The organism is Sphingomonas sp. KR3-1, assembly GCF_040049295.1.
Taxonomy (GTDB): Bacteria; Pseudomonadota; Alphaproteobacteria; order Sphingomonadales; family Sphingomonadaceae; genus Sphingomonas.
The window spans coordinates 1,241,429-1,259,359 of record NZ_JBDZDQ010000001.1 but is presented as its reverse complement, the minus strand read 5'-3'; the positions used below and the strand labels follow the sequence as shown (position 1 = coordinate 1,259,359).

The 17,931-nt window shown below is 68.4% G+C and carries 14 protein-coding genes; 8 read left to right on the top strand and 6 right to left on the bottom strand.

The genetic code is table 11. The annotated features are described in order from the left end of the window. Positions 1 to 20 precede the first annotated feature (20 nt). The 7 genes from ABLE38_RS06260 (at position 21) to ABLE38_RS06230 (ending at position 11,107) form a co-directional block, all read left to right on the top strand. Positions 21 to 2,405, top strand: a complete 2,385-nt coding sequence (locus ABLE38_RS06260; RefSeq protein ID WP_348973298.1) for a TonB-dependent receptor — start codon at positions 21 to 23, stop codon at positions 2,403 to 2,405. Between the two features lie 102 nt (positions 2,406 to 2,507). Then, positions 2,508 to 3,791 carry an MFS transporter gene (locus tag ABLE38_RS06255; RefSeq protein ID WP_348973297.1) on the top strand — a complete coding sequence of 428 codons (1,284 nt, stop codon included), beginning with the start codon at positions 2,508 to 2,510 and terminating at the stop codon, positions 3,789 to 3,791. Further along, a complete protein-coding gene (locus ABLE38_RS06250; RefSeq protein ID WP_348973296.1) occupies positions 3,778 to 5,064 on the top strand; it encodes a hypothetical protein in 1,287 nt (428 codons plus the stop codon). Before ABLE38_RS06255 ends, ABLE38_RS06250 begins: the two co-directional genes overlap by 14 nt. Positions 5,065 to 5,204: 140 nt before the next feature. Beyond that, complete coding sequence (locus tag ABLE38_RS06245; protein WP_348974453.1) at positions 5,205 to 8,585, top strand: response regulator; 3,381 nt, start codon at positions 5,205 to 5,207, stop codon at positions 8,583 to 8,585. 4 nt (positions 8,586 to 8,589) lie between these two features. Next, positions 8,590 to 9,414 (top strand): CheR family methyltransferase, encoded by an 825-nt coding sequence (locus ABLE38_RS06240; protein ID WP_348973295.1) that lies wholly within the window; start codon positions 8,590 to 8,592, stop codon positions 9,412 to 9,414. Continuing rightward, entirely contained in the window at positions 9,411 to 9,986 is a 576-nt protein-coding gene (locus tag ABLE38_RS06235; RefSeq protein WP_348973294.1) for a chemotaxis protein CheB, read from the top strand. Before ABLE38_RS06240 ends, ABLE38_RS06235 begins: the two co-directional genes overlap by 4 nt. Continuing rightward, positions 9,983 to 11,107: a hybrid sensor histidine kinase/response regulator gene (locus tag ABLE38_RS06230; protein ID WP_348973293.1), complete on the top strand. Its 1,125-nt coding sequence runs from the start codon at positions 9,983 to 9,985 to the stop codon at positions 11,105 to 11,107. The genes ABLE38_RS06235 and ABLE38_RS06230 overlap by 4 nt, the downstream gene beginning before the upstream one ends. Here ABLE38_RS06230 and ABLE38_RS06225 read toward each other — a convergent pair. Together ABLE38_RS06225 and ABLE38_RS06220 are read right to left on the bottom strand one after the other, a co-directional pair. Then, complete coding sequence (locus ABLE38_RS06225; protein ID WP_348973292.1) at positions 11,104 to 11,328, bottom strand: hypothetical protein; 225 nt, start codon at positions 11,326 to 11,328, stop codon at positions 11,104 to 11,106. The two genes, ABLE38_RS06230 and ABLE38_RS06225, sit on opposite strands and share 4 nt — an antisense overlap. A 4-nt stretch (positions 11,329 to 11,332) precedes the next feature. Next, on the bottom strand, positions 11,333 to 12,400 hold the full coding sequence (locus ABLE38_RS06220) for a Glu/Leu/Phe/Val dehydrogenase dimerization domain-containing protein (protein WP_348973291.1): 1,068 nt from the start codon (positions 12,398 to 12,400) through the stop codon (positions 11,333 to 11,335). Between the two features lie 118 nt (positions 12,401 to 12,518). Between ABLE38_RS06220 and ABLE38_RS06215 the strand changes: the two genes are divergently transcribed. Beyond that, complete coding sequence (locus tag ABLE38_RS06215) at positions 12,519 to 12,992, top strand: Lrp/AsnC family transcriptional regulator (protein ID WP_348973290.1); 474 nt, start codon at positions 12,519 to 12,521, stop codon at positions 12,990 to 12,992. Here ABLE38_RS06215 and ABLE38_RS06210 read toward each other — a convergent pair. The 4 genes from ABLE38_RS06210 to ABLE38_RS06195 are packed head-to-tail and all read right to left on the bottom strand — an operon-like array spanning position 12,989 to position 17,914. Then, positions 12,989 to 14,182: a dipeptidase gene (locus tag ABLE38_RS06210; protein ID WP_348973289.1), complete on the bottom strand. Its 1,194-nt coding sequence runs from the start codon at positions 14,180 to 14,182 to the stop codon at positions 12,989 to 12,991. The genes ABLE38_RS06215 and ABLE38_RS06210 overlap by 4 nt on opposite strands. Continuing rightward, positions 14,179 to 15,753 carry a serine hydrolase gene (locus ABLE38_RS06205; protein WP_348973288.1) on the bottom strand — a complete coding sequence of 525 codons (1,575 nt, stop codon included), beginning with the start codon at positions 15,751 to 15,753 and terminating at the stop codon, positions 14,179 to 14,181. Before ABLE38_RS06205 ends, ABLE38_RS06210 begins: the two co-directional genes overlap by 4 nt. After that, entirely contained in the window at positions 15,750 to 16,877 is a 1,128-nt protein-coding gene (locus ABLE38_RS06200) for a hypothetical protein (protein WP_348973287.1), read from the bottom strand. The genes ABLE38_RS06205 and ABLE38_RS06200 overlap by 4 nt, the downstream gene beginning before the upstream one ends. Further along, positions 16,874 to 17,914 (bottom strand): DUF1611 domain-containing protein, encoded by a 1,041-nt coding sequence (locus tag ABLE38_RS06195; protein ID WP_348973286.1) that lies wholly within the window; start codon positions 17,912 to 17,914, stop codon positions 16,874 to 16,876. The genes ABLE38_RS06200 and ABLE38_RS06195 overlap by 4 nt, the downstream gene beginning before the upstream one ends. Positions 17,915 to 17,931: the final 17 nt, after the last annotated feature.

The window sequence follows — 17,931 nt, the reverse complement described above, 5'->3', positions numbered from 1 at the left end:
TGCGCGCCATGGGAGGATGCATGCGAGATTTTCTTGCCACTACGGCAACCCTTGCGCTCGTGGTCGCCACGCCGGCTCTGGCGCAGAGCACCGCCGCCGGCGACAGCGCCCAGGCGGCGCCCGCCGCTCAGGAAACCCAGGACTCTCCGGCCGCCAGGCAGAGCCAGGACGACATTCTCGTCACTGCGCGCCGCCGCGAGGAGAGCATCCGCGACGTGCCGGGCACGATCAACGCCGTTACCGGCGACCAGCTCGACGCGAAGGGCCCGGTCGCCGGCTCGGGCGACCTCCTCAACACCGTGCCGGGCGTGCGCTTCAACGATGTCGCCAGCGAGAACCTCGCCGAAGTCTCGATCCGCGGATCGGGCACGGCGCGCGCCACCGGCGCGGATTCGGGCGTCGGCCTGTTCGTCAACGGCGCCTATGTCGGCAGCTCGACGCTCGGCGGCCGCAACTTCAAGACGCTCGACTATTTCGACGTCGAGCGGGTGGAATCGCTCGAGGGCCCGCAGGGCGCGCTCTACGGGCGCAACTCCGAATTCGGCGTGGTCAACATCGTCCTCGCCAAGCCCAAGTTCCAAAGCTCGGGCTATGTGCGCGACACGTTCAGTTTCGGGCTGAACCAGAACCGCTTCGCCGCGGTGGTCAACGAGCCGCTGAGCGACAAGTTGGCGCTGCGCGTGGGCGGCGAGATCTACGCCCAGGGCCGCGGCTTCTACTACGATCCCAACCACGACCGCTATTACGACAGCACGCATGGCTGGAACGGCCGCGCCCAGCTGCGCTATCGCTCGGGCAATCTCGACGTGAACCTGCTCGTCGACGGGCAGGACCTGAGCCTGCCGAGCTTCGTCAACAGCCTGGTGATCGCGCCGGGCACCAACACCGCGGTGCCGCTCGGCTATTACCAGTCGCGCTACGTGCTGCCGCACGACGGCAAGGACGGGCTGAACCAGAAGGTCGGCCGGGTGATGCTGAACGCCAGCTACGACTTCGGCTGGGCCAAGCTCGAATCGACGACGATGGCGACGCGCTGGCGCTCGAGCCAGTTCTACGGCGCCGCGATCGACTTCGCGACGCTGCAGACGATGCGCCAGAAGGGCGAGCTCGGCATCTATCCGTTCACCCAGGTCCACACCAACGTCGTCGATCGCACGCTCTACCAGGACCTCCACCTCACCGGCACGGCGGATGGCGGCAAGCTGAACTGGATCGTCGGCGCCGAAGGGCTGTACCAGAAGGACGATTACCGCCTGGCGATCAACAGCTCGCCCTGCGCCTTCACGCTGGTGACGCAGAGCGTCTGCACCGGCACGCCGACCGACCGGGTCTGCCTCAAGCCGCTGCCGACCTCGACCGCCTGCCCGGCGATACCGGCGGGCATCTACGGCACCGACAGCAACACCGCGCAGCGCATCTACTCGCTCGCGGCCTATGCGTCGCTGACCTATCAGCTCGGCGACCTGTCGCTGACCGGCGAGGCGCGCATCTCGCACGACTACAAGACCGCGTCGCAATATATCTACGCGCTCTACACCACGACCTATACGCGCCTGCCGACCACCTTCGTGTTCAAGAAGGAGCAGCCGGCGTTCACGGCGACGGCGAGCTACAAGCTCCCGGGAGACACGCACACGCTGCTCTATGCCAAGATCGGCACCGGCTACCGCGCGGGCGGCGTCAACAACGGCTCGTTCAACGCCAATGCGCCCAACCCGTTCATGTACACCTACGACAACGAGACCACGGTCGGCTATGAAGCCGGCGTGAAGTCGACGGTGACCAAGGGCGTCTTCCTGCGGCTCTCGGCCTATCTGTCGCGCACCAAGGACGCGATCACCAGCATCAACGACGGCTGCACGGTCACCAATGCCTGCCTCCAGGCCGGGCAGCAGTTCAACGTCAATGGCGGCACGATCGAGGCCAAAGGGCTCGAGGCCGCGCTCGACGGGCGCTGGAAGCTGGCCGGCGGCATGTTCTCGCTGGGGCTGAACGCAGCCACCCAGCGCGCGCACTTCATCAAGGTGCCGGCCGGTGTGACCGGTCTGCCGACGCTCGACAGCTCGGTGGCGCAGATCCCCGACTGGACGATGTCGGCCTCGGTCAATTACCGCCACCCTCTGACGGAGAAGGAAAGCATCTTCGTCAACTTCAACTATCAGGGCCAGCGCGGCGGCATCCAGGATACGGTGACCGCATCGACCCCGGCGATCCCGATGACCGATTTCGACATCTTCGGCGCCCAGGCGGGCCTGAATGTCGGCAAGGTCCAGGTCGCGGTGTTCGCGCGCAACCTGACCGACACCCAGATCCAGGTGCTCAAGTTCATGCAGGCGGGCTATCCGCTGTCGGTGCGCTACAACAAGCCGCGGACGATCGGCGTCAGCGTTTCCACCCGCTGGTAAAATCCGGGGCGGGATCCATCTCCGCCTGACTTTCTGCCGGCTTCGCTTCTTCTTTCGCGAAGCCGGCAGCTCTTTATTCTCGGCACCATCGGGAGGCCCGTCTTGGCAACGCAATCATCGCCCAAGGGCAAGCCCAGCATGCGCATCGCGGCGATGGCCTCGGCCGGCGCGGCGATCGAATGGTATGACTTCTTCATCTACGGCACGGCGGCCGCCCTGGTCTTCCCCAAGCTGTTCTTCCCGGCCGACCTGCCGCCCTTCATCGCGCAGATCGCGGCGTTCAGCACCTTTGCGGTCGGCTTCATCGCGCGGCCGATCGGCGGCATGCTGTTCGGCCATTTCGGTGACCTGCACGGCCGCAAGCGCGCGCTGGTCACCGCCATGTTCATCATGGGCGCGGCGACGACGCTGATCGGCCTGCTCCCGAGCTACGCGATCGCGGGCAGCCTGGCGCCGCTGCTGCTGGTGATATTGCGCTTCGTCCAGGGACTCGCGGTTGGCGGGCAATGGGGCGGGGCGGCGCTGATGGCGATAGAGAGCGCGCCGGCCAACCGGCAGGGCTTCTACAGCAGCTTCGTCCAGATCGGCGTGCCGCTCGGCGTGGTGCTCGCCAATACCGTGTTCCTGATCACCAGCGCGCTGATCGATTCGGCGAGCTTCAATGCCTGGGGCTGGCGGATCGGCTTCCTGCTCAGCGTCACGCTGATCGGAGTCGGGCTGGTCATGCACCGGACCGTGGCCGAGCCCGAGGGGCCTGCGCCGGCGCGCGAGGAGGCGCCGCGCTCGCCGATCTGGACGGTGCTGCGCGAGCATGGCGGCCAGGTGCTGCTCGCCGGTGGCGCGTTCATCGCCAACAATGTCTGCTTCTACATCGCGATCACCTATGCGGTGGCCTATGGCACCGCGACGGTCGGTATCCCGCGCGAGACGTTGCTCACCGCGGTGATGATCGGCAGCCTGGCGATGATGCCGGCGCTGATCCTGTGCGGCGCGCTGTCCGATCATTTCGGGCGCAAGGGCATCTTCGTGTTCGGGGCGATCCTCTCGGGCGTCTGGGCCTTTGCGGTGTTCCCGCTGATCGAGAGCGGCTCGCCGGTCGCGGTGACGGTGGCGATCACGGTGGCGCTGATTTTCGTCAGCATGATGTACGGGCCGCAGGCCGCGCTGTTCGCCGAGCTCTTCCCCAAGGAAGTGCGCTATTCGGGCGCCTCGCTCGGCTATCAGATCGGCACGGTGGCGGGCGGCGGCTTTGCCCCGATCATCGCGACGGCGCTGCTCGCACGCTACGACACCAGCCTTTCGATCTCGATCTATCTCTGCGTGACCTGCGTGATATCGCTGGTCTGCGTGTTGTTGCTTGGGAGAAGGCGAAATGCTCGGAGCTAGCAGGCGGGGATTCCTGGCGCGCAGCGCAGCGCTGCCGGCAGGCGCGGCGCTGGCCAAGGCGCCCGAGGACCTGGCCGCGAAGGTGGCCGGCGATCTTGAGCGCTATATCGGCTTCGGCAGCAAGCAGGCCGGCGGCGCGGGCGACAATGGCTGTGGCGCCTGGCTCGCCTCGGAGATCGCGGCGCTCGGCTTCAAGGTCGAGCAGCAGCCGGTCTCTACTCCCTATTTCATCCCCCAGCGCTGCGAGCTCTCGTGCGGCGGTGCCAGGGCGGCGGTCTGGCCGCAGCCGGTGGTGGTGCCGACCGGAGCGGACGGCGTGACCGGTCCGCTGGTCCGCATCGATGGTGCGGGCCGTGCGGCGGGTTCGCTCGCCGGCGCGGTGGCGCTGCTCGACCTGCCCTATGCGCGCTGGTCTACCGCGATGGTCAAGCCGGTGCGCGAGCCGATCGCGGCGGCCTTTGCGGCGGGCGCCCGGGCGGTGGTGGTGATCACCAACGGGCCGACGGGCAAGGTGATCGCGCTCAACGCCGATGGCCGCAAGCCGATGTTCGCCGGCCCGGTGGCGCTGCTCGCGCCGGCGGATGCCGGGCCATTCCTGGCGGCGACGATCCGCGGCGAGACGGCGACTTTGGTGGTGACCGGCGAGGGCGGGCGCCGCCCCGCGTCGAACTTCATCGGCCGGCTCGATCGCGGCAAGAAGACGTGGCTCGCGGTCTCCACGCCGCGCTCGGGCTGGTATGGCTGCGCCGGCGAGCGCGGCGGCGGCATTGCGGCGTGGCTGTGGCTGGCGCGCTGGGCGAGCAAGGCGGTAACCCAGCACAACCTCGCCTTCATCTGCAACAGCGGCCATGAATATGAGAATCTCGGCGCGGCCGAGGCGCTCAAGGCGACGGCGCCCAAGCCCGAGGACACGCATTTCTGGCTCCATCTCGGCGCCAATGTCGCGTCGCAGGAATGGCACGACCTGACCGGCCAGGTGCTGCCGAGCATCGACACCCAGCGCTTCCTCTCGGTCACCCCGGCGCTGCTGCCGCTGGCGCGCACGCTGTTCGCCGGGCAGGTAGGACTCGAGGCGCCCTATTCGAGCGACCTGCTTTCGGCCGGCGAGCAGACAGAGATCCTGGCGGCGGGCTACCGGAATGTCGCCGCGGTCTTCGGCCTGCACCGCCACCACCATGTCGCGAGCGACGATGCGCGCTGCGTGTCGGCCGCCAATGTCGCGGCGACCGCGCGGGTGTTCCAGCAGCTCGTCGAGCGGGTGATCGCGGGGTAGCGGGCCGCCCCGAATGCCTTTGATCTTGCTCCGGAAACTCGATACGCGAACGGCACCAATCAACAAAGGCCGGGCTCGAGATGGATTCGCTTTCCGTGGCACGCACTTCCGCTGCGCCCAAGTCCGGGATCAACCTGGGGATGGGCGTCGGCCTCGGGCTGGTGATCCTGTTCTTCGTGCTGAGCGGCGCGATCGCGCTGATGAACGTCAATGTGCTGCGCGAGGACAGCCGCAAGATCCAGCACTCGCACGACGTGATCGTCTCGATCGACGCGCTGTTCTCGACCCTGCAGGACGCCGAGACCGGCCAGCGCGGCTATCTGCTCACCGGCCGCGACCAGTATCTCGCGCCCTATAACGATGCGGTCGCGCGGACCGGGCCGGCGCTCGAGGAACTGCGCACCCTGACCGCGGACAATGAGGGCCAGCAGGCCCGGCTCGTCACGCTGCGCCGCCACGTCGATGCCAAGCTCGCCGAGCTCAAGCAGACCGTCGACCTGCGCCGCGCCTCGAACGGCGCAGCGGCACTGGCGATCGTCGTCACCGACCGCGGCAAGGTCGAAATGGACGGAATTCGCGCGACGCTCGACCAGGTCCAGCAGGAAGAGGCGCGGCTGCGCCAGATCCGCGTCGACGAGATGGAGGCCGCCTACCAGACCGCCTGGGTGAGCGGGCTGCTCTCCGGCGTCGTCGGCATCGTGCTGACCCTGATCGTCGGGCTGCTCCTGCGCCGCGCCGCGGCCGCCCGCGACCAGCAGCAATGGCAGCAGACCGGCCAGGCCGAGCTGGCCCGCGCGATGCTCGGCGAGCAGACGATGGACGAGCTGGGCAGCAACGTCCTCGGCTTCGCGGCGCGCTATCTCGGTGCGCAGGGCGGCGCCGTGTTCGCCGACAATGGCGGCCAGTATCGCCGGGTCGCGGCGCGCGGAGTGCCGGGCGACGCGAAGATCGTCGAGCGGTTCGCGCTCGGCGAGGGGCTGCTCGGCCAGGCGGCGAGCGACCAGGAAATGGCGCTGCTCAGCGACGTGCCCGAGGGCTATCTGACGATCGGCTCCGCCTATGGCCGCGACAAGCCGCGCCACCTGGCGATCGTGCCGGCGACCGCCGATGCCGCGGTGCAGGGCGTCATCGAGATCGGCTTCCTCCAGTCGGTGGATGCGCAGATCGTCGAGTTTCTCAAGAACGCCGCGCCGTCGATCGGCGTCGCGCTGCGCTCGGCGCGGATGCGCGGCGAGCTCAAGGACCTGCTCGAGGAGACCCAGCGCCAGTCCGAGGAGTTGCAGGTCCAGAGCGAGGAGCTCAAGGTCTCCAACGAGGAGCTCGAGGAGCAGGGCCGCGCGCTCAAGGAATCGCAGGTCCGGCTCGAGCAGCAGCAGGTCGAGCTCGAGCAGACCAACTCGCAGCTAGAGGAGCAGGCCCAGGCACTCGAGCACCAGCGCGACGAGCTCAGCCGCTCCAATGCCAGCGTCGAGGCCAAGGCCAGCGAGCTCGAGCAGGCCAGCCAGTACAAGTCCGATTTCCTCGCGAACATGAGCCACGAGCTGCGCACGCCGCTCAACTCGCTGCTGATCCTTTCCAAGCTGCTCGGCGACAATCCGGGCGGCAACCTGTCCGACGAGCAGGTCAAGTTCGCGCAGACGATCGAGGCGTCGGGCAACGACCTGCTCTCGCTGATCAACGACATCCTCGATCTCTCCAAGATCGAGGCGGGGCACATCCAGATCGCGCCCGACACGATGTCGCTCGACCGCTTCCAGCGCGACATGCACCTGCTCTTCGATCCGGTGGCGAAGGAGCGCGGGCTCGACTTCGCGATCGAGGTGGCGAAGGAGTGCCCAGCGAGCATCGAGACCGATCGCCAGCGGCTCGAGCAGATCCTCAAGAACCTGCTCTCCAACGCCTTCAAGTTCACCGAGGCGGGCGGTGTGCGGCTGGTGCTCGACCGTGTCGAGGGCGACCGGATCGCGCTGTCGGTGATCGATACCGGCATCGGCATCGCGCCGGAGCAGCAGCGCGACATCTTCGAGGCCTTCCGCCAGGCCGACGGCACGATCAGCCGCAAGTTCGGCGGCACCGGACTTGGCCTGTCGATCTCGCGCGAACTGGCGCGGCTGCTCGGCGGCACCATCGCGCTCAGCAGCACCCCGGGCGAGGGCAGCCGCTTCACCCTCACCGTGCCGCTGGTCTATGACGCCGCGCTGGTCGGCAGCCGCTCCGAGCCCCTGCTCGAAGGCGCCGCGCCGCGCGCCGCCGCGGCGGCGCCGGCACCGGCGCCGGGCAAGAAGAAGCCCGCCGTGTCGCGCCGCCGCGTCGATGACGATCGCGACACGCTGGCGACCGGCCGCATCCTGCTCGTCGTCGAGGATGATGCGAACTTCGCCAGCATCGTGCGCGATCTGGCGCATGAGATGGCGTTCCAGTGCCTCGTCGCCTCGACGGCCGAGGAAGCGCTGTCGCTCGCCCGCGAGCATCGCCCGAGCGCGGTGGTGCTCGACGTCGGCCTGCCCGATCAGTCGGGACTTGCCGTGCTCGACCGGCTCAAGGAAGACGTGGCGACGCGGCACATCCCGGTGCACGTCGTCTCGGCGCACGATCACAGCCAGACCGCGCTGTCGCTCGGCGCGATCGGCTACCTGGTAAAGCCGGTGAAGCGCGAGGAGCTCGCCAATGTGCTGGCCGGGCTCGCCGACAAGCTTTCCCGCACGGTGCGCCGCGTGCTGATCGTCGAGGACGATCCCGTGCAGCTCGACGCGGTGAAGCGCCTGCTCGCCTCGGGCGATGTCGAGACCGTCGGCGTCGGCACCGCGGCCGAGTGCATGGCGAAGCTGCGCGAGGAGACGTTCGACTGCATGGTGCTCGACCTGACGCTGCCCGACGCGTCGGGCTTCGCGCTGCTCGAGACGCTGCGCGAGGAGGGCGATCACGGCTTCCCGCCGGTGATCGTCTATACCGGCCATGACCTGAGCCCCGACGACGAGCAGCGCCTGCGCCGCTATTCGGACTCGATCATCATCAAGGGCGCGCGTTCTCCGGAACGCCTTCTCGACGAAGTCTCGCTGTTCCTCCACCAGGTGGTCACCGACCTGCCGCCCGAGCAGCAGCAGATGATCCAGCAGGCGCGCGGCCGCGACACGGTGATGGAAGGCCGGCGGATCCTCGTCGTCGAGGACGATGTCCGCAACGTCTATTCGCTCACCAACATCCTCGAGCCGCGCGGCGCCCAGATCGAGATCGCGCGCAACGGCAAGGAAGCGATCGAGGCGCTGGAAAAGGCGGATGCCGAGCGCCCGATCGACCTGGTGCTGATGGACGTGATGATGCCGGTGATGGACGGCCTCACCGCCACGCGCGCGATCCGCAAGGACCCGCGCTGGAAGAAGCTGCCGATCATCACGCTCACCGCCAAGGCGATGCCCGACGACCAGCAGCGTTGCATCGATGCCGGCGCCAGCGACTACATGGCCAAGCCGCTGGACGTGGACAAGCTGCTCAGCCTCGTCCGCGTCTGGATGCCGCGCTAGTCCCATGTCGGAAAAGACCGAGGACATCGAGATCCGGCTGCTGCTGGAAGCGCTGTACCGGCGCTTCCATTACGACTTCCGCGAATATGCCGAGGCCTCGATCAAGCGCCGCCTGCGCCAGGCGCGCGAGCAGCTGGGCTTCAAGACCTTCTCGGCGATGCAGGACGCGCTGCTGCACGACGAGGCGATGCTGCCGCGGCTGCTTGGCTACCTGACCGTCCAGGTCAGCGAGATGTTTCGCGACCCCGATTATTTCCGCGCGATCCGCGAGAAGGTGGTGCCGCTGCTGCGCACCTATCCCTCGCTCAAGCTGTGGGTCGCCGGGTGCAGCGCGGGCGAGGAGCTCTACTCCTTCGTCATCCTGTTCCGCGAGGAGGGGCTGGAGGAGCGCACGCTGTTCTATGCCACCGACATCAGCCAGGAAGCGCTCGACGCCGCTGCGCAGGGCATCTATTCGCTCGACCGGATCCGCACCTTCACCGAGAACCACCGCGCCTCGGGCGGCAAGTCCTCGCTCTCGGACTATTACACCACCGCTTACGGCAAGGCGGTGTTCGACCGCTCGCTAAGGGACCGGGTCGTCTTCTCGGACCACAGCCTGGTTACCGATGCGGTGTTCGCCGAGATGCACCTGATCTCGTGCCGCAACGTGCTGATCTATTTCAACCGCGAGCTGCAGGACCGCGCGATCGGGCTGTTCAAGGATGCGTTGCCGCGCGGCGGCTTCCTCGGCCTCGGCTCGAAGGAAAGCCTGCGCTTCTCCGAGCATTCGGGCGCGTTCAGCGACTTCGTCCGCGCGGAAAAGATCTACCAGAGGCGCGACGGATGAGCGGCACGCTCGCCCGCGCAGTGGTGATCGGCGCCTCGGCCGGGGCGATCGAGGCGCTGTCGATGATCCTGCCCGAGTTGCCGGAAAGCTTCCCGCTGCCCGTGCTGGTGGTCGTCCATGTCCCGCCCGAGCGACGCAACATCCTGGCGCCGCTGTTCGAGGCCAAGTGCCGGCTGGCGACGCGCGAGGCCGAGGACAAGGAAGCGATCCTGCCCGGCACCATCTATTTCGCGCCGTCCGACTATCACCTGCTCGTCGAGAAGGGCGAGACGGTGGCGCTGTCGAGCGACGAGCCCGTGCTCCATTCGCGCCCGGCGATCGACGTGCTGTTCGAGAGCGCGGCGGATGTCTATGGCGAGGCGCTGGTCGGCGTGGTGCTTTCCGGCGCCAATTCGGACGGTGCGCTCGGGCTCAAGGCGATCGTCGAAGCCGGCGGCACGGCGCTCATCCAGGAACCCGCCGAAGCTTATGCCGAGGCGATGCCGCTCGCCGCTGTGGCGGCATGTCCCACGGCACGGGTGATGACGCTCGCCGCGATCGCGGACCATCTCGTGAAGGAATGCGCGGCATGAGCAGCGCACCGGTCCATATCCTGCTCGTCGACGATCTCGAGGAGAACCTGCTTTCGCTCGAAGTGCTGCTGCGACGCGACGACGTCGTGCTGCTGAAGGCGCGATCGGGCGAGGAAGCGCTCGAACTGCTGGTCCACGACGTCGCGCTGGCGCTGCTCGATGTGCAGATGCCTGGCATGAACGGCTTCGAGCTCGCCGAATTCATGCGCGGCAACGAGCGCACCAACCATATTCCGATCATCTTCGTCACCGCGGGCAGCGCGGACAACCAGCGCCGCTTCCGCGGTTATGAGGCCGGCGCAGTCGACTTCATCCAGAAGCCGATCGAAGCCGATGTGCTGCGCAGCAAGGCGCGGATCTTCTTCGATCTCTACCGTCAGCGCCGCCAGCTCGCCGAGCAGCGCGACGCGCTCGAGGCGGCGTCGCTGGCGCTGCGCGAGGCGGACCGGCGCAAGGACGAGTTCCTCGCGGTGCTGGGGCACGAACTGCGCAACCCGCTCGCCGCGCTGGGCGCGGGCCTGCATATGCTCAAGAAGCGCGCAGGCACCGACCAGGCCGAGCCGATCCGCGAGCAGATGGAGCGCCAGCTCTTCCACCTTGCCCGGTTGGTCGAGGACCTGCTCGACATTTCGCGGATCAGCGAGGGCAAGATCTCGCTGCAAAAGGAGCGGATCGAGCTGGCGACGGTGCTGCGCTCGGCGATCGAGGCGAGCACTCCCAATCTCGAAGCCGCCGCGCACCGCTTCACCGCCGATATCCCCGAGGCGCCGATCTGGATCGACGCCGATCACACGCGGCTCGCCCAGATCGTGTCGAACCTGCTCAACAACGCCGCGAAATACACGCCGGCGGGCGGCGCGGTGACGCTGCGGGCGCGGGCGGCGGACGGATGGGTCGAGATCGAAGTGGCGGACAATGGCGTCGGTATCGCGCCCGAGATGCAGTCGCGGATCTTCCGCCTCTTCGAGCAGGTCGAGGATCACCGCGACCGCGCCGCGGGCGGCCTCGGCGTCGGGCTGGCGCTGGTCCGCCAGCTCGTCGCGCTGCACCAAGGTACGATCGCGGTATGCAGCGAAGGCCAGGGCAAGGGCAGCTGCTTCACCGTGCGGGTGCCGGGCTAGGGCGCCACTGCCAGCGTTGCGACGCCGATACAGCGCCGCATCTTCTCGGCGAGAATCGCGCCCATCTGCCTCTCCACGCCGTGCAGCTCCAGCGAAACGAGCATCGCATCGGCCTCGTTGCGCACCGTCATGTCGGGCGCAGCCAGGTCGAGCTGGGCGGCAAGGCCGATCAGCCGGCACAGCAAAGCTGCGCTCGGCTCGGCGACGATCTCGACGCGCATGGCCTCAGGCGGCTTCGCGCATCCTGGCCGCGGCCGGCGCGCCGATCCGGGCGCGGGCGAGCGCATCGGCGGCGCGGTGGGGCGCCAGGCCTTCGCGCGCGGCGTGGTTGAGCACGGCGGCCAGTCGCTCGCCGCTTGCCTCGACGCGCGCCTGCACTTCCACTGCGTCCCAGCCGAGATATTCGCCGGCGACGCTGATGATCCCGCCGGCGTTCACGACATAGTCGGGCGCATAGAGGATGCCGCGATCGGCGAGCCGGTCGCCATCCTCGGGCGTGGCGAGGACGTTGTTCGCTGCGCCGCAGACGATCCGCGCGCGCAGCCGGCGCACCGCCTCGGCATCGAGCACGCCGCCCAGCGCACAGGGGACGAAGATCGCGCAGCGCGCGTCGAGGATCGCGTCGCGGCCCATGATCTCGGCGTCGTAGCGCACGGCGATCTCGGCGGCGACGCCGGGGCGCGGCTCGGCGACGATCAGCCGGGCGCCGGCCTGGTGGAGCATGCCGCACAGCGCCGAGCCGACATGGCCGAGGCCCTGCACCGCGACGCGCATGCCCTTCAATTCGCTGCCGAGCTGACGGCGGGCGGCTTCCTCCATCGCCAGGAACACCCCGCGCGCGGTCCAAGGCGAGGGATCGCCGCCGGGGCGGCCGCCCTGCGGGGGCAGTCCGGCGACGTGGCGGGTCTCGCCGCGCACCGCTTCCATGTCCGCGACGCCTGTGCCGACATCCTCGGCGGTGACATAGCCGCCGTCGAGCTTGGCGACGGCGCGGCCGAACGCGGCGAAGAACTTGCGCCGGTCGAACGGCCCCTGGGGCAGGTTGAGCACTGCCTTGCCGCCGCCGAGCGGCAGCCCGGCCATCGCGTTCTTGTAAGTCATGCCCTCGGCGAGGCGCATCGCGTCGCCGGCCATCGCGGCGCGATCGGCATAGCGCCACAGCCGGCACCCGCCCGCCGCCGGTCCGCGCCGGGTCGAGTGCAGCACGATCACGCCGTCCAGCCCCGCATCCTCGTCATGGATGCGATGCACGCTCTCCGGCGGGGTGGACGAATCATAGACGGCGTCGACCATGGTAGGGCTCCTGAATTTGCAGGGTGACTCTTCCACGGTTCCGCGGGATAAACTGGCCTTGTTCGCGTGAGTGGTGGCTGGATTGGCAAGATCTGACCCGTATTCGGCGAAATGGAGAATGATTTTGCCTGCCAATCTCGACCCCTTCGAACGCAAGATCCTGCAGGTGCTGCAGGAGGACGCCAGCATGCCGACGGCGAAGCTCGGCGAGATGGTCGGGCTGTCGAGCTCGCCCTGCTGGCGGCGGGTGGACCGCATGGAGAAGGAAGGTATCATCACCCGGCGGGTGGCGCTGGTCGATCGGCAGAAGGTCGGGCTGAACGCGCACATCTTCGCGCAGATTAAGCTCAACGCGCACGGCCGCGCGAACCTCGACGAGTTCGCCGCGGCGATCCGCTCCTTCCCCGAGGTGCTAGAGGCCTATGTGCTGATGGGCGTGTTCGACTTCATGCTGCGCATCGTCGCCGCCGACATCGAAGCCTATGAACGCTTCTTCTTCACCAAGCTCTCGAAGCTGCCCGGCATCCAGGAGATCAACTCCACCGTCGCGCTGAGCCAGGTCAAGGCGACGACGGCGCTGCCGATCCCCTAGTGCTGGCTCGCGGCGTAGCGCTGCGCCGCGCCGACGACGCGCAGGATGTTGCCGCTCCACATCTTGTCCAGGTCCGCGTCCGAATAGCCGGCCTTGCGCAGACGATCGGTGACCTTGGGCAGCGCCGAGATGTCCGCGATCCCGGGCAGCCCGCCGCCGCCGTCCCAGTCCGCGCCGAAGCAGACATGATCGACCCCGGCGACTTTGATCACGTGCAGCACCATCGCCATGTAGCGCTCGAAATCGGCGGCGCCCCACATCGGCTGGGTCTTGTCGAGCGCGCGCCACTTGCGGGCGAGGTCGGCCTGGTCGGCGGGCGAGAGGTCGGCGATATGCTCGTACTTCGTGAACAGCGCCGCGCGCTCGGGCGTCATGTCCATGTTCGACAGGAAGATCGTGCTGACGCAGATCGCCCCGCCCTTGGCCGCGAGCTTGCGGATGCGGCCGTCGTCGAGGTTGCGCGGATGGTCGAACGCCCAGCGCCCGCTCGAGTGCGAGAGGAGCAGCGGGGTCTTCGACAGTTCCAGCATCTGGTCGAACGTGTCGTCCGACGAGTGGCTCGCGTCGATCGCGATGCCAAGCCGGTTGGCCTCCGCCACCCATTTGCGCCCGAGGGAGGAGAGCCCGTGCCATCTGGGCTTGTCGCCCGAGCTGTCGGCGAACTGGTTGTTGAGCGCGTGCACCGGCCCGGCCAGCCGCACGCCGCGATCGTAGAATTCCTTGAACAGCGACAGGTCCTCGCCGAGCTCGTAGCTGTTCTCCATGCTCTTGAACGCGACCAGCTTGCCGTCGCGGGTCAGCCGCAGCGCGTCGTCGGGCGTGCGCGCCGGGCCGATCTTGTCGGGAAATTTCGCCAGGGTGGAATCGATCAGGTCGGATCGCCCGCGCGCATAGGCGAGCGCATCGGCATAGCCCTTGGACGTGAGCGGCCCCTGCTCGGTGTAGATCGCGAAGAAGCCGCCATCGAGCGCGCCCGCCTCCATCCGCTCCATGTCGACCTGGACGAGGTCGGTCGCCGGATCGTGATGCCCGGCGAAGCTCCAACCTGCGCGGGCGAAGTGAAGCGGCGTGTCGAGATGCGTGTCGAGGACGAGGAAGTCCTTGTGCGCCTTTTGCGCGGGCGCCGTGGCGACGGGCGCTGCCGCGCAGCCGGAGAGGAGCAGGGCGAGGAACGCGAGGCGCTTGGTCATTTCTTGTCTTCCACAGGCCGCAGATCGAGATCGCGATAGTCATAGCTGAAGTCGGCGATCAGGCTTTCCGGCTTCAGCGAAACCCGCGCCACCTTGCCATCGGCATCGAGCGCGAAGGTCACGTAGGCCGGCTCGATCGCCTTGTCGTCAAAGCGGGTGACGAAGGTGTCATATTGGTAATGGACCAGCTTGCCGGCCATGCGCGGCGTGGTCTTGAAGTCGATGCGCAGCCCGTCGGGTGCCTGCGTCACCGCGACGTCGCCGTACCAGGCGTCGCGGTACAGGCCCGCATAGCGATCGAGCGGAAGCGACGGGCCGACCTTCGCCGGCGCAGCCTTCACGCTCGCCAGCGCCGCCTTGCCCCCTTCGACGCGGGTCGTCATGAACTCGCCGAAGCGCTTGAACCAGTCCTGGTCGGGAATGCCGAGATAATGGTCGACCAGCATGTGCGCGACGCCGCGCAGCAGCGCCACGTCTTCCGAATTGACCACCACCGCGATGCCGACATCCTGGTCGGGCAGCAGGATCACATGGGTGATCGATCCGAACACGCCGCCGCCATGCGAGATGATCCGCGCGCCCTTGTAGTCCTCGACCTCCCAGCCGAGCGCATAGGTGCTGAACTTCGGGGTCAGCGGCGCGAGGCTGCCCGGATAGGGGGTGAGCGGCTGGACGGTGACGCCCTTCCACATCTCCGCCGCCTGCGCCTCGCTGAACAGCTGGCCGCCGCCCGGCAGCTTGCCATGGCCGAGTTGGATCTTGAGCCACTGCGCCAGGTCGTTGGCGCTGAGCGCGAGCCCGCCCGCCGGCATCGCCGCGCGGCCCAGCTCCTCATGCTCGTCGAGCACCGAATTGGGCCCGTCGCCGCGCACCGCGCCGCCGATCCGGGCGTGCGGGAAGGCGCGATCGGCCGTCGCCCAGCGCGCCTCATAGGTGGCGGTCGCGGTGTTCATGCCACCATGCTTCAGGACCTCACTGGTCATGAAGTCTTCCCAGCTCCTGCCGCTCACTTCCTCGATCAGCTGGCCGGCGACCATGTAGAGGATGTTGTCATACGCGTAGCTGGAGCGGAAGCTGGTCGCGGGCTTGATATAGGCGAGCCGCTTGACCGTTTCCTTGCGCGACAGGCTGCCCCGGGGCACGAACAGCAGGTCGCCGGCGCCCAGGCCCAGCCCCGAATGGTGGACGAGCAGGTCGCGCACCGTCATCTCGCGCGTCACCCAAGGATCGTACATGCGGAAATAGGGCATGTGGTCGATCACCTTGTCGTCCCAGCCGAGCTTGCCCTGGTCGACCAGGATCGCGAGTGCTGCGGCGGTGAACGCCTTGCCGGTCGAACCAGTCTGGAAGATCGTGTCGGCATCGACCTTGGCGGGGTCGCCGAGCCTGCGATAGCCCCAGCCCTTGGCGAGCGTGGTCTTGCCGTGCTCGACGATGGCGACGGCGATGCCGGGCGCGCCGCTCGCCTTGCGCAGTGCCTCCACCTTGGCGTCGAGCCCACCCGGCGGATCGGCCAGCGCCGGCGTAGCGAGCGCGAGCAGGGGCAGGGCGAGCAGAATGCGCAGCTTCATGCGGGGAGCTCCTGGGTTTTGGCGGGGCGCCGCAGCAACCGGAACAGCCCGATCGTCATCAGCGGCAGCACGAACACGGCGAGGAAGAGATAGGCGAGCAGCCGGTAGCCGCTGGCGATCAGCGCGATCAGCCCGATCCGGTCGGCAACGAACATGCAGACGAGCAGCAATGCGCCGGCAATCGCGGCGCGGGAGCGGGGCTTCAGCTCCACGCCGCGGCGCCGGCGCACCACCCCCGCCACGCGCTCGTTGATCGCATGGACGGCGCCGGCACCGCTTTCGAGCAGCGCGGCGAAGATCATCAACTGGAAGGCCCAGTGGAACAGCGGCACGTCCAGCTGGCGGAGCAGGAAGTCCGACGGCAGCGTCTCGGCGCCGATGCCGGGGTAGAAGGCAATCATGCAGGTGAAGAACAGGATCGCCGGCGTCATCGCCAGCGGACCGGCGACCAGGCCGGCGACCACCGCGTCGCGCGTGCTGGTCAAATGGCGCAGCACCGGCAGGATCACCACCGCACCGATGATGTTGTAGCTGGCATAGGTGATCCCGCCGCCGGCCCAGTTGCCCCAGGGCACCGGTGTGGCGAAGCCCGCGCCGATGCGGTCTCCGAAGCGCCACAGGCTCAGCGCCAGGAACAGCGCATAGACGGCGTAGAGCAGGATCGAGACGTACTTGAACACGCCCTCCACCGCCTTGTTGCCTAGCGCGACCGCGGCGAGGATGGCGAGCGCGAGGAGCAGCGCCCCGACGAAGCTCGGCCAGCCGAACATCGCCGCGCCGATCGCGCCGGCGCTCGCCCCGAACACGGCGAGGATCAGCACGACGAAGAGCAGATAGGCGCCCTCGAATGCGATCCAGGCTGGGCCGAGCAGGTCGGCGAAGAAGGCGCGATAGTCGAGCGCGCCGACGGTGCGGGCATAGGCGAAGGTGACCGCGGCGACCGCGCTCCAGATCAGCATCGCCAGCAACATGCCGGCCAGCCCGCCCCACGGGCCGGCGGGGAGGAAATACTCGGCCAGCTCGCGTCCGGTCGCATAGCCGCCGCCGATGATGACGGCCTTCATCGCGAAACCCGGCAACAGGAAGCGCTGGAACCAGCTCGATCCTGTCGCCGGTGCGCTCATGCGAGGCAGCTCGCGATCAGCGCATCGAAGGCCGGCCCGCCGCGCACCGGATCGGCGACGGGCAGGTCGAGGCGTTTGCTCTCGCTCGCGATCACCTCCGCTGCCTCGGTTTCGCTGAGTGCCGAGGTGTTGAAGCTCACCCCGCCGCAGCGGATGTCCGGATTGGTCCGCCGGCCGAGCGCAATGGTGAGGTCGATGATCTCCTCGATGCTCGCCACCGTGTAGCCCGCGGTGCCGAGCATCGCAGTGCGCCCCGGCTCGTGGCATACGACGAAGACGTCCGGCTGGCTGCCATGGAGCAGGCCGAGCGACACCGCGGCATAGGCCGGGTGCGCGAGCGAGCCCTGGCCCTCGATCACGTCCCAATGCGCGGGGTCGGCATCGGGCGACAGCATCTCCGCCGCGCCCGCCTCGAAATCGGAGACCACCGCGTCCATCGGCATGCCGCCGCCGGCGATCATGATCCCGGTCTGGCCGGTGGCGCGGAAGCTGGTGTCGAGCCCGCGCGCCTCGAAGCCGCGGGCGAGCGCCAGCGCGGTGTATTTCTTGCCGAGCGCGCAATCGGTGCCAACGGTGAGCAGCCGCTTGCCGCTGCGCTTGCGCCCTGTGGCGACCGGGATCTCGGCCGGGGGCACGCGGATGTCGATCAACCGGCGCCCGAGCAGCGCGGCGGTCTCGGCCAATTCAGGGATATCGCCCAGCCGCACATGCATGCCCGAGACGATGTCGAGCCCCGCCTCGAGCGCCTCGACCAGCGACTGGCGCCAGGAAGGCGGGATAACGCCTCCCGGATTGGCGACGCCGATCACCAGCCCGCGTGCACCCTGCGCCGCCGCTTCCGCAGGCGTCAGCCGCGGCAGGCCGGTGGCGACGGTGGCGCCGGCCAGCGCGAACTCGCCGACGCACTTGTCCCCGGCCCAGTCGCGCAGCCCGAACGCGGTCTTGGCATAGCCCGGCTCGGTCGTGTCGCCGAGGAAGAGGAGGTAGGGCTGCGGCAGCACCAGGGCGGTGCTGCGCGCGGCGAAGGGGGCATTCATTTGCGCGCCTTCCGAGG

Excerpts from the sequence above, each read along its gene's own strand:
- ABLE38_RS06260 (WP_348973298.1), top strand. The coding sequence starts at position 21 with ATGCGAGATTTTCTTGCCACTACGGCAACCCTTGCGCTCGTGGTCGCC.
- ABLE38_RS06250 (WP_348973296.1), top strand. The coding sequence starts at position 3,778 with ATGCTCGGAGCTAGCAGGCGGGGATTCCTGGCGCGCAGCGCAGCGCTG.
- ABLE38_RS06245 (WP_348974453.1), top strand. The coding sequence starts at position 5,205 with ATGGGCGTCGGCCTCGGGCTGGTGATCCTGTTCTTCGTGCTGAGCGGC.
- ABLE38_RS06240 (WP_348973295.1), top strand. The coding sequence starts at position 8,590 with ATGTCGGAAAAGACCGAGGACATCGAGATCCGGCTGCTGCTGGAAGCG.
- ABLE38_RS06235 (WP_348973294.1), top strand. The coding sequence starts at position 9,411 with ATGAGCGGCACGCTCGCCCGCGCAGTGGTGATCGGCGCCTCGGCCGGG.
- ABLE38_RS06230 (WP_348973293.1), top strand. The coding sequence starts at position 9,983 with ATGAGCAGCGCACCGGTCCATATCCTGCTCGTCGACGATCTCGAGGAG.
- ABLE38_RS06225 (WP_348973292.1), bottom strand. The coding sequence starts at position 11,328 with ATGCGCGTCGAGATCGTCGCCGAGCCGAGCGCAGCTTTGCTGTGCCGG.
- ABLE38_RS06220 (WP_348973291.1), bottom strand. The coding sequence starts at position 12,400 with ATGGTCGACGCCGTCTATGATTCGTCCACCCCGCCGGAGAGCGTGCAT.
- ABLE38_RS06215 (WP_348973290.1), top strand. The coding sequence starts at position 12,519 with ATGATTTTGCCTGCCAATCTCGACCCCTTCGAACGCAAGATCCTGCAG.
- ABLE38_RS06210 (WP_348973289.1), bottom strand. The coding sequence starts at position 14,182 with ATGACCAAGCGCCTCGCGTTCCTCGCCCTGCTCCTCTCCGGCTGCGCG.
- ABLE38_RS06205 (WP_348973288.1), bottom strand. The coding sequence starts at position 15,753 with ATGAAGCTGCGCATTCTGCTCGCCCTGCCCCTGCTCGCGCTCGCTACG.
- ABLE38_RS06200 (WP_348973287.1), bottom strand. The coding sequence starts at position 16,877 with ATGAGCGCACCGGCGACAGGATCGAGCTGGTTCCAGCGCTTCCTGTTG.
- ABLE38_RS06195 (WP_348973286.1), bottom strand. The coding sequence starts at position 17,914 with ATGAATGCCCCCTTCGCCGCGCGCAGCACCGCCCTGGTGCTGCCGCAG.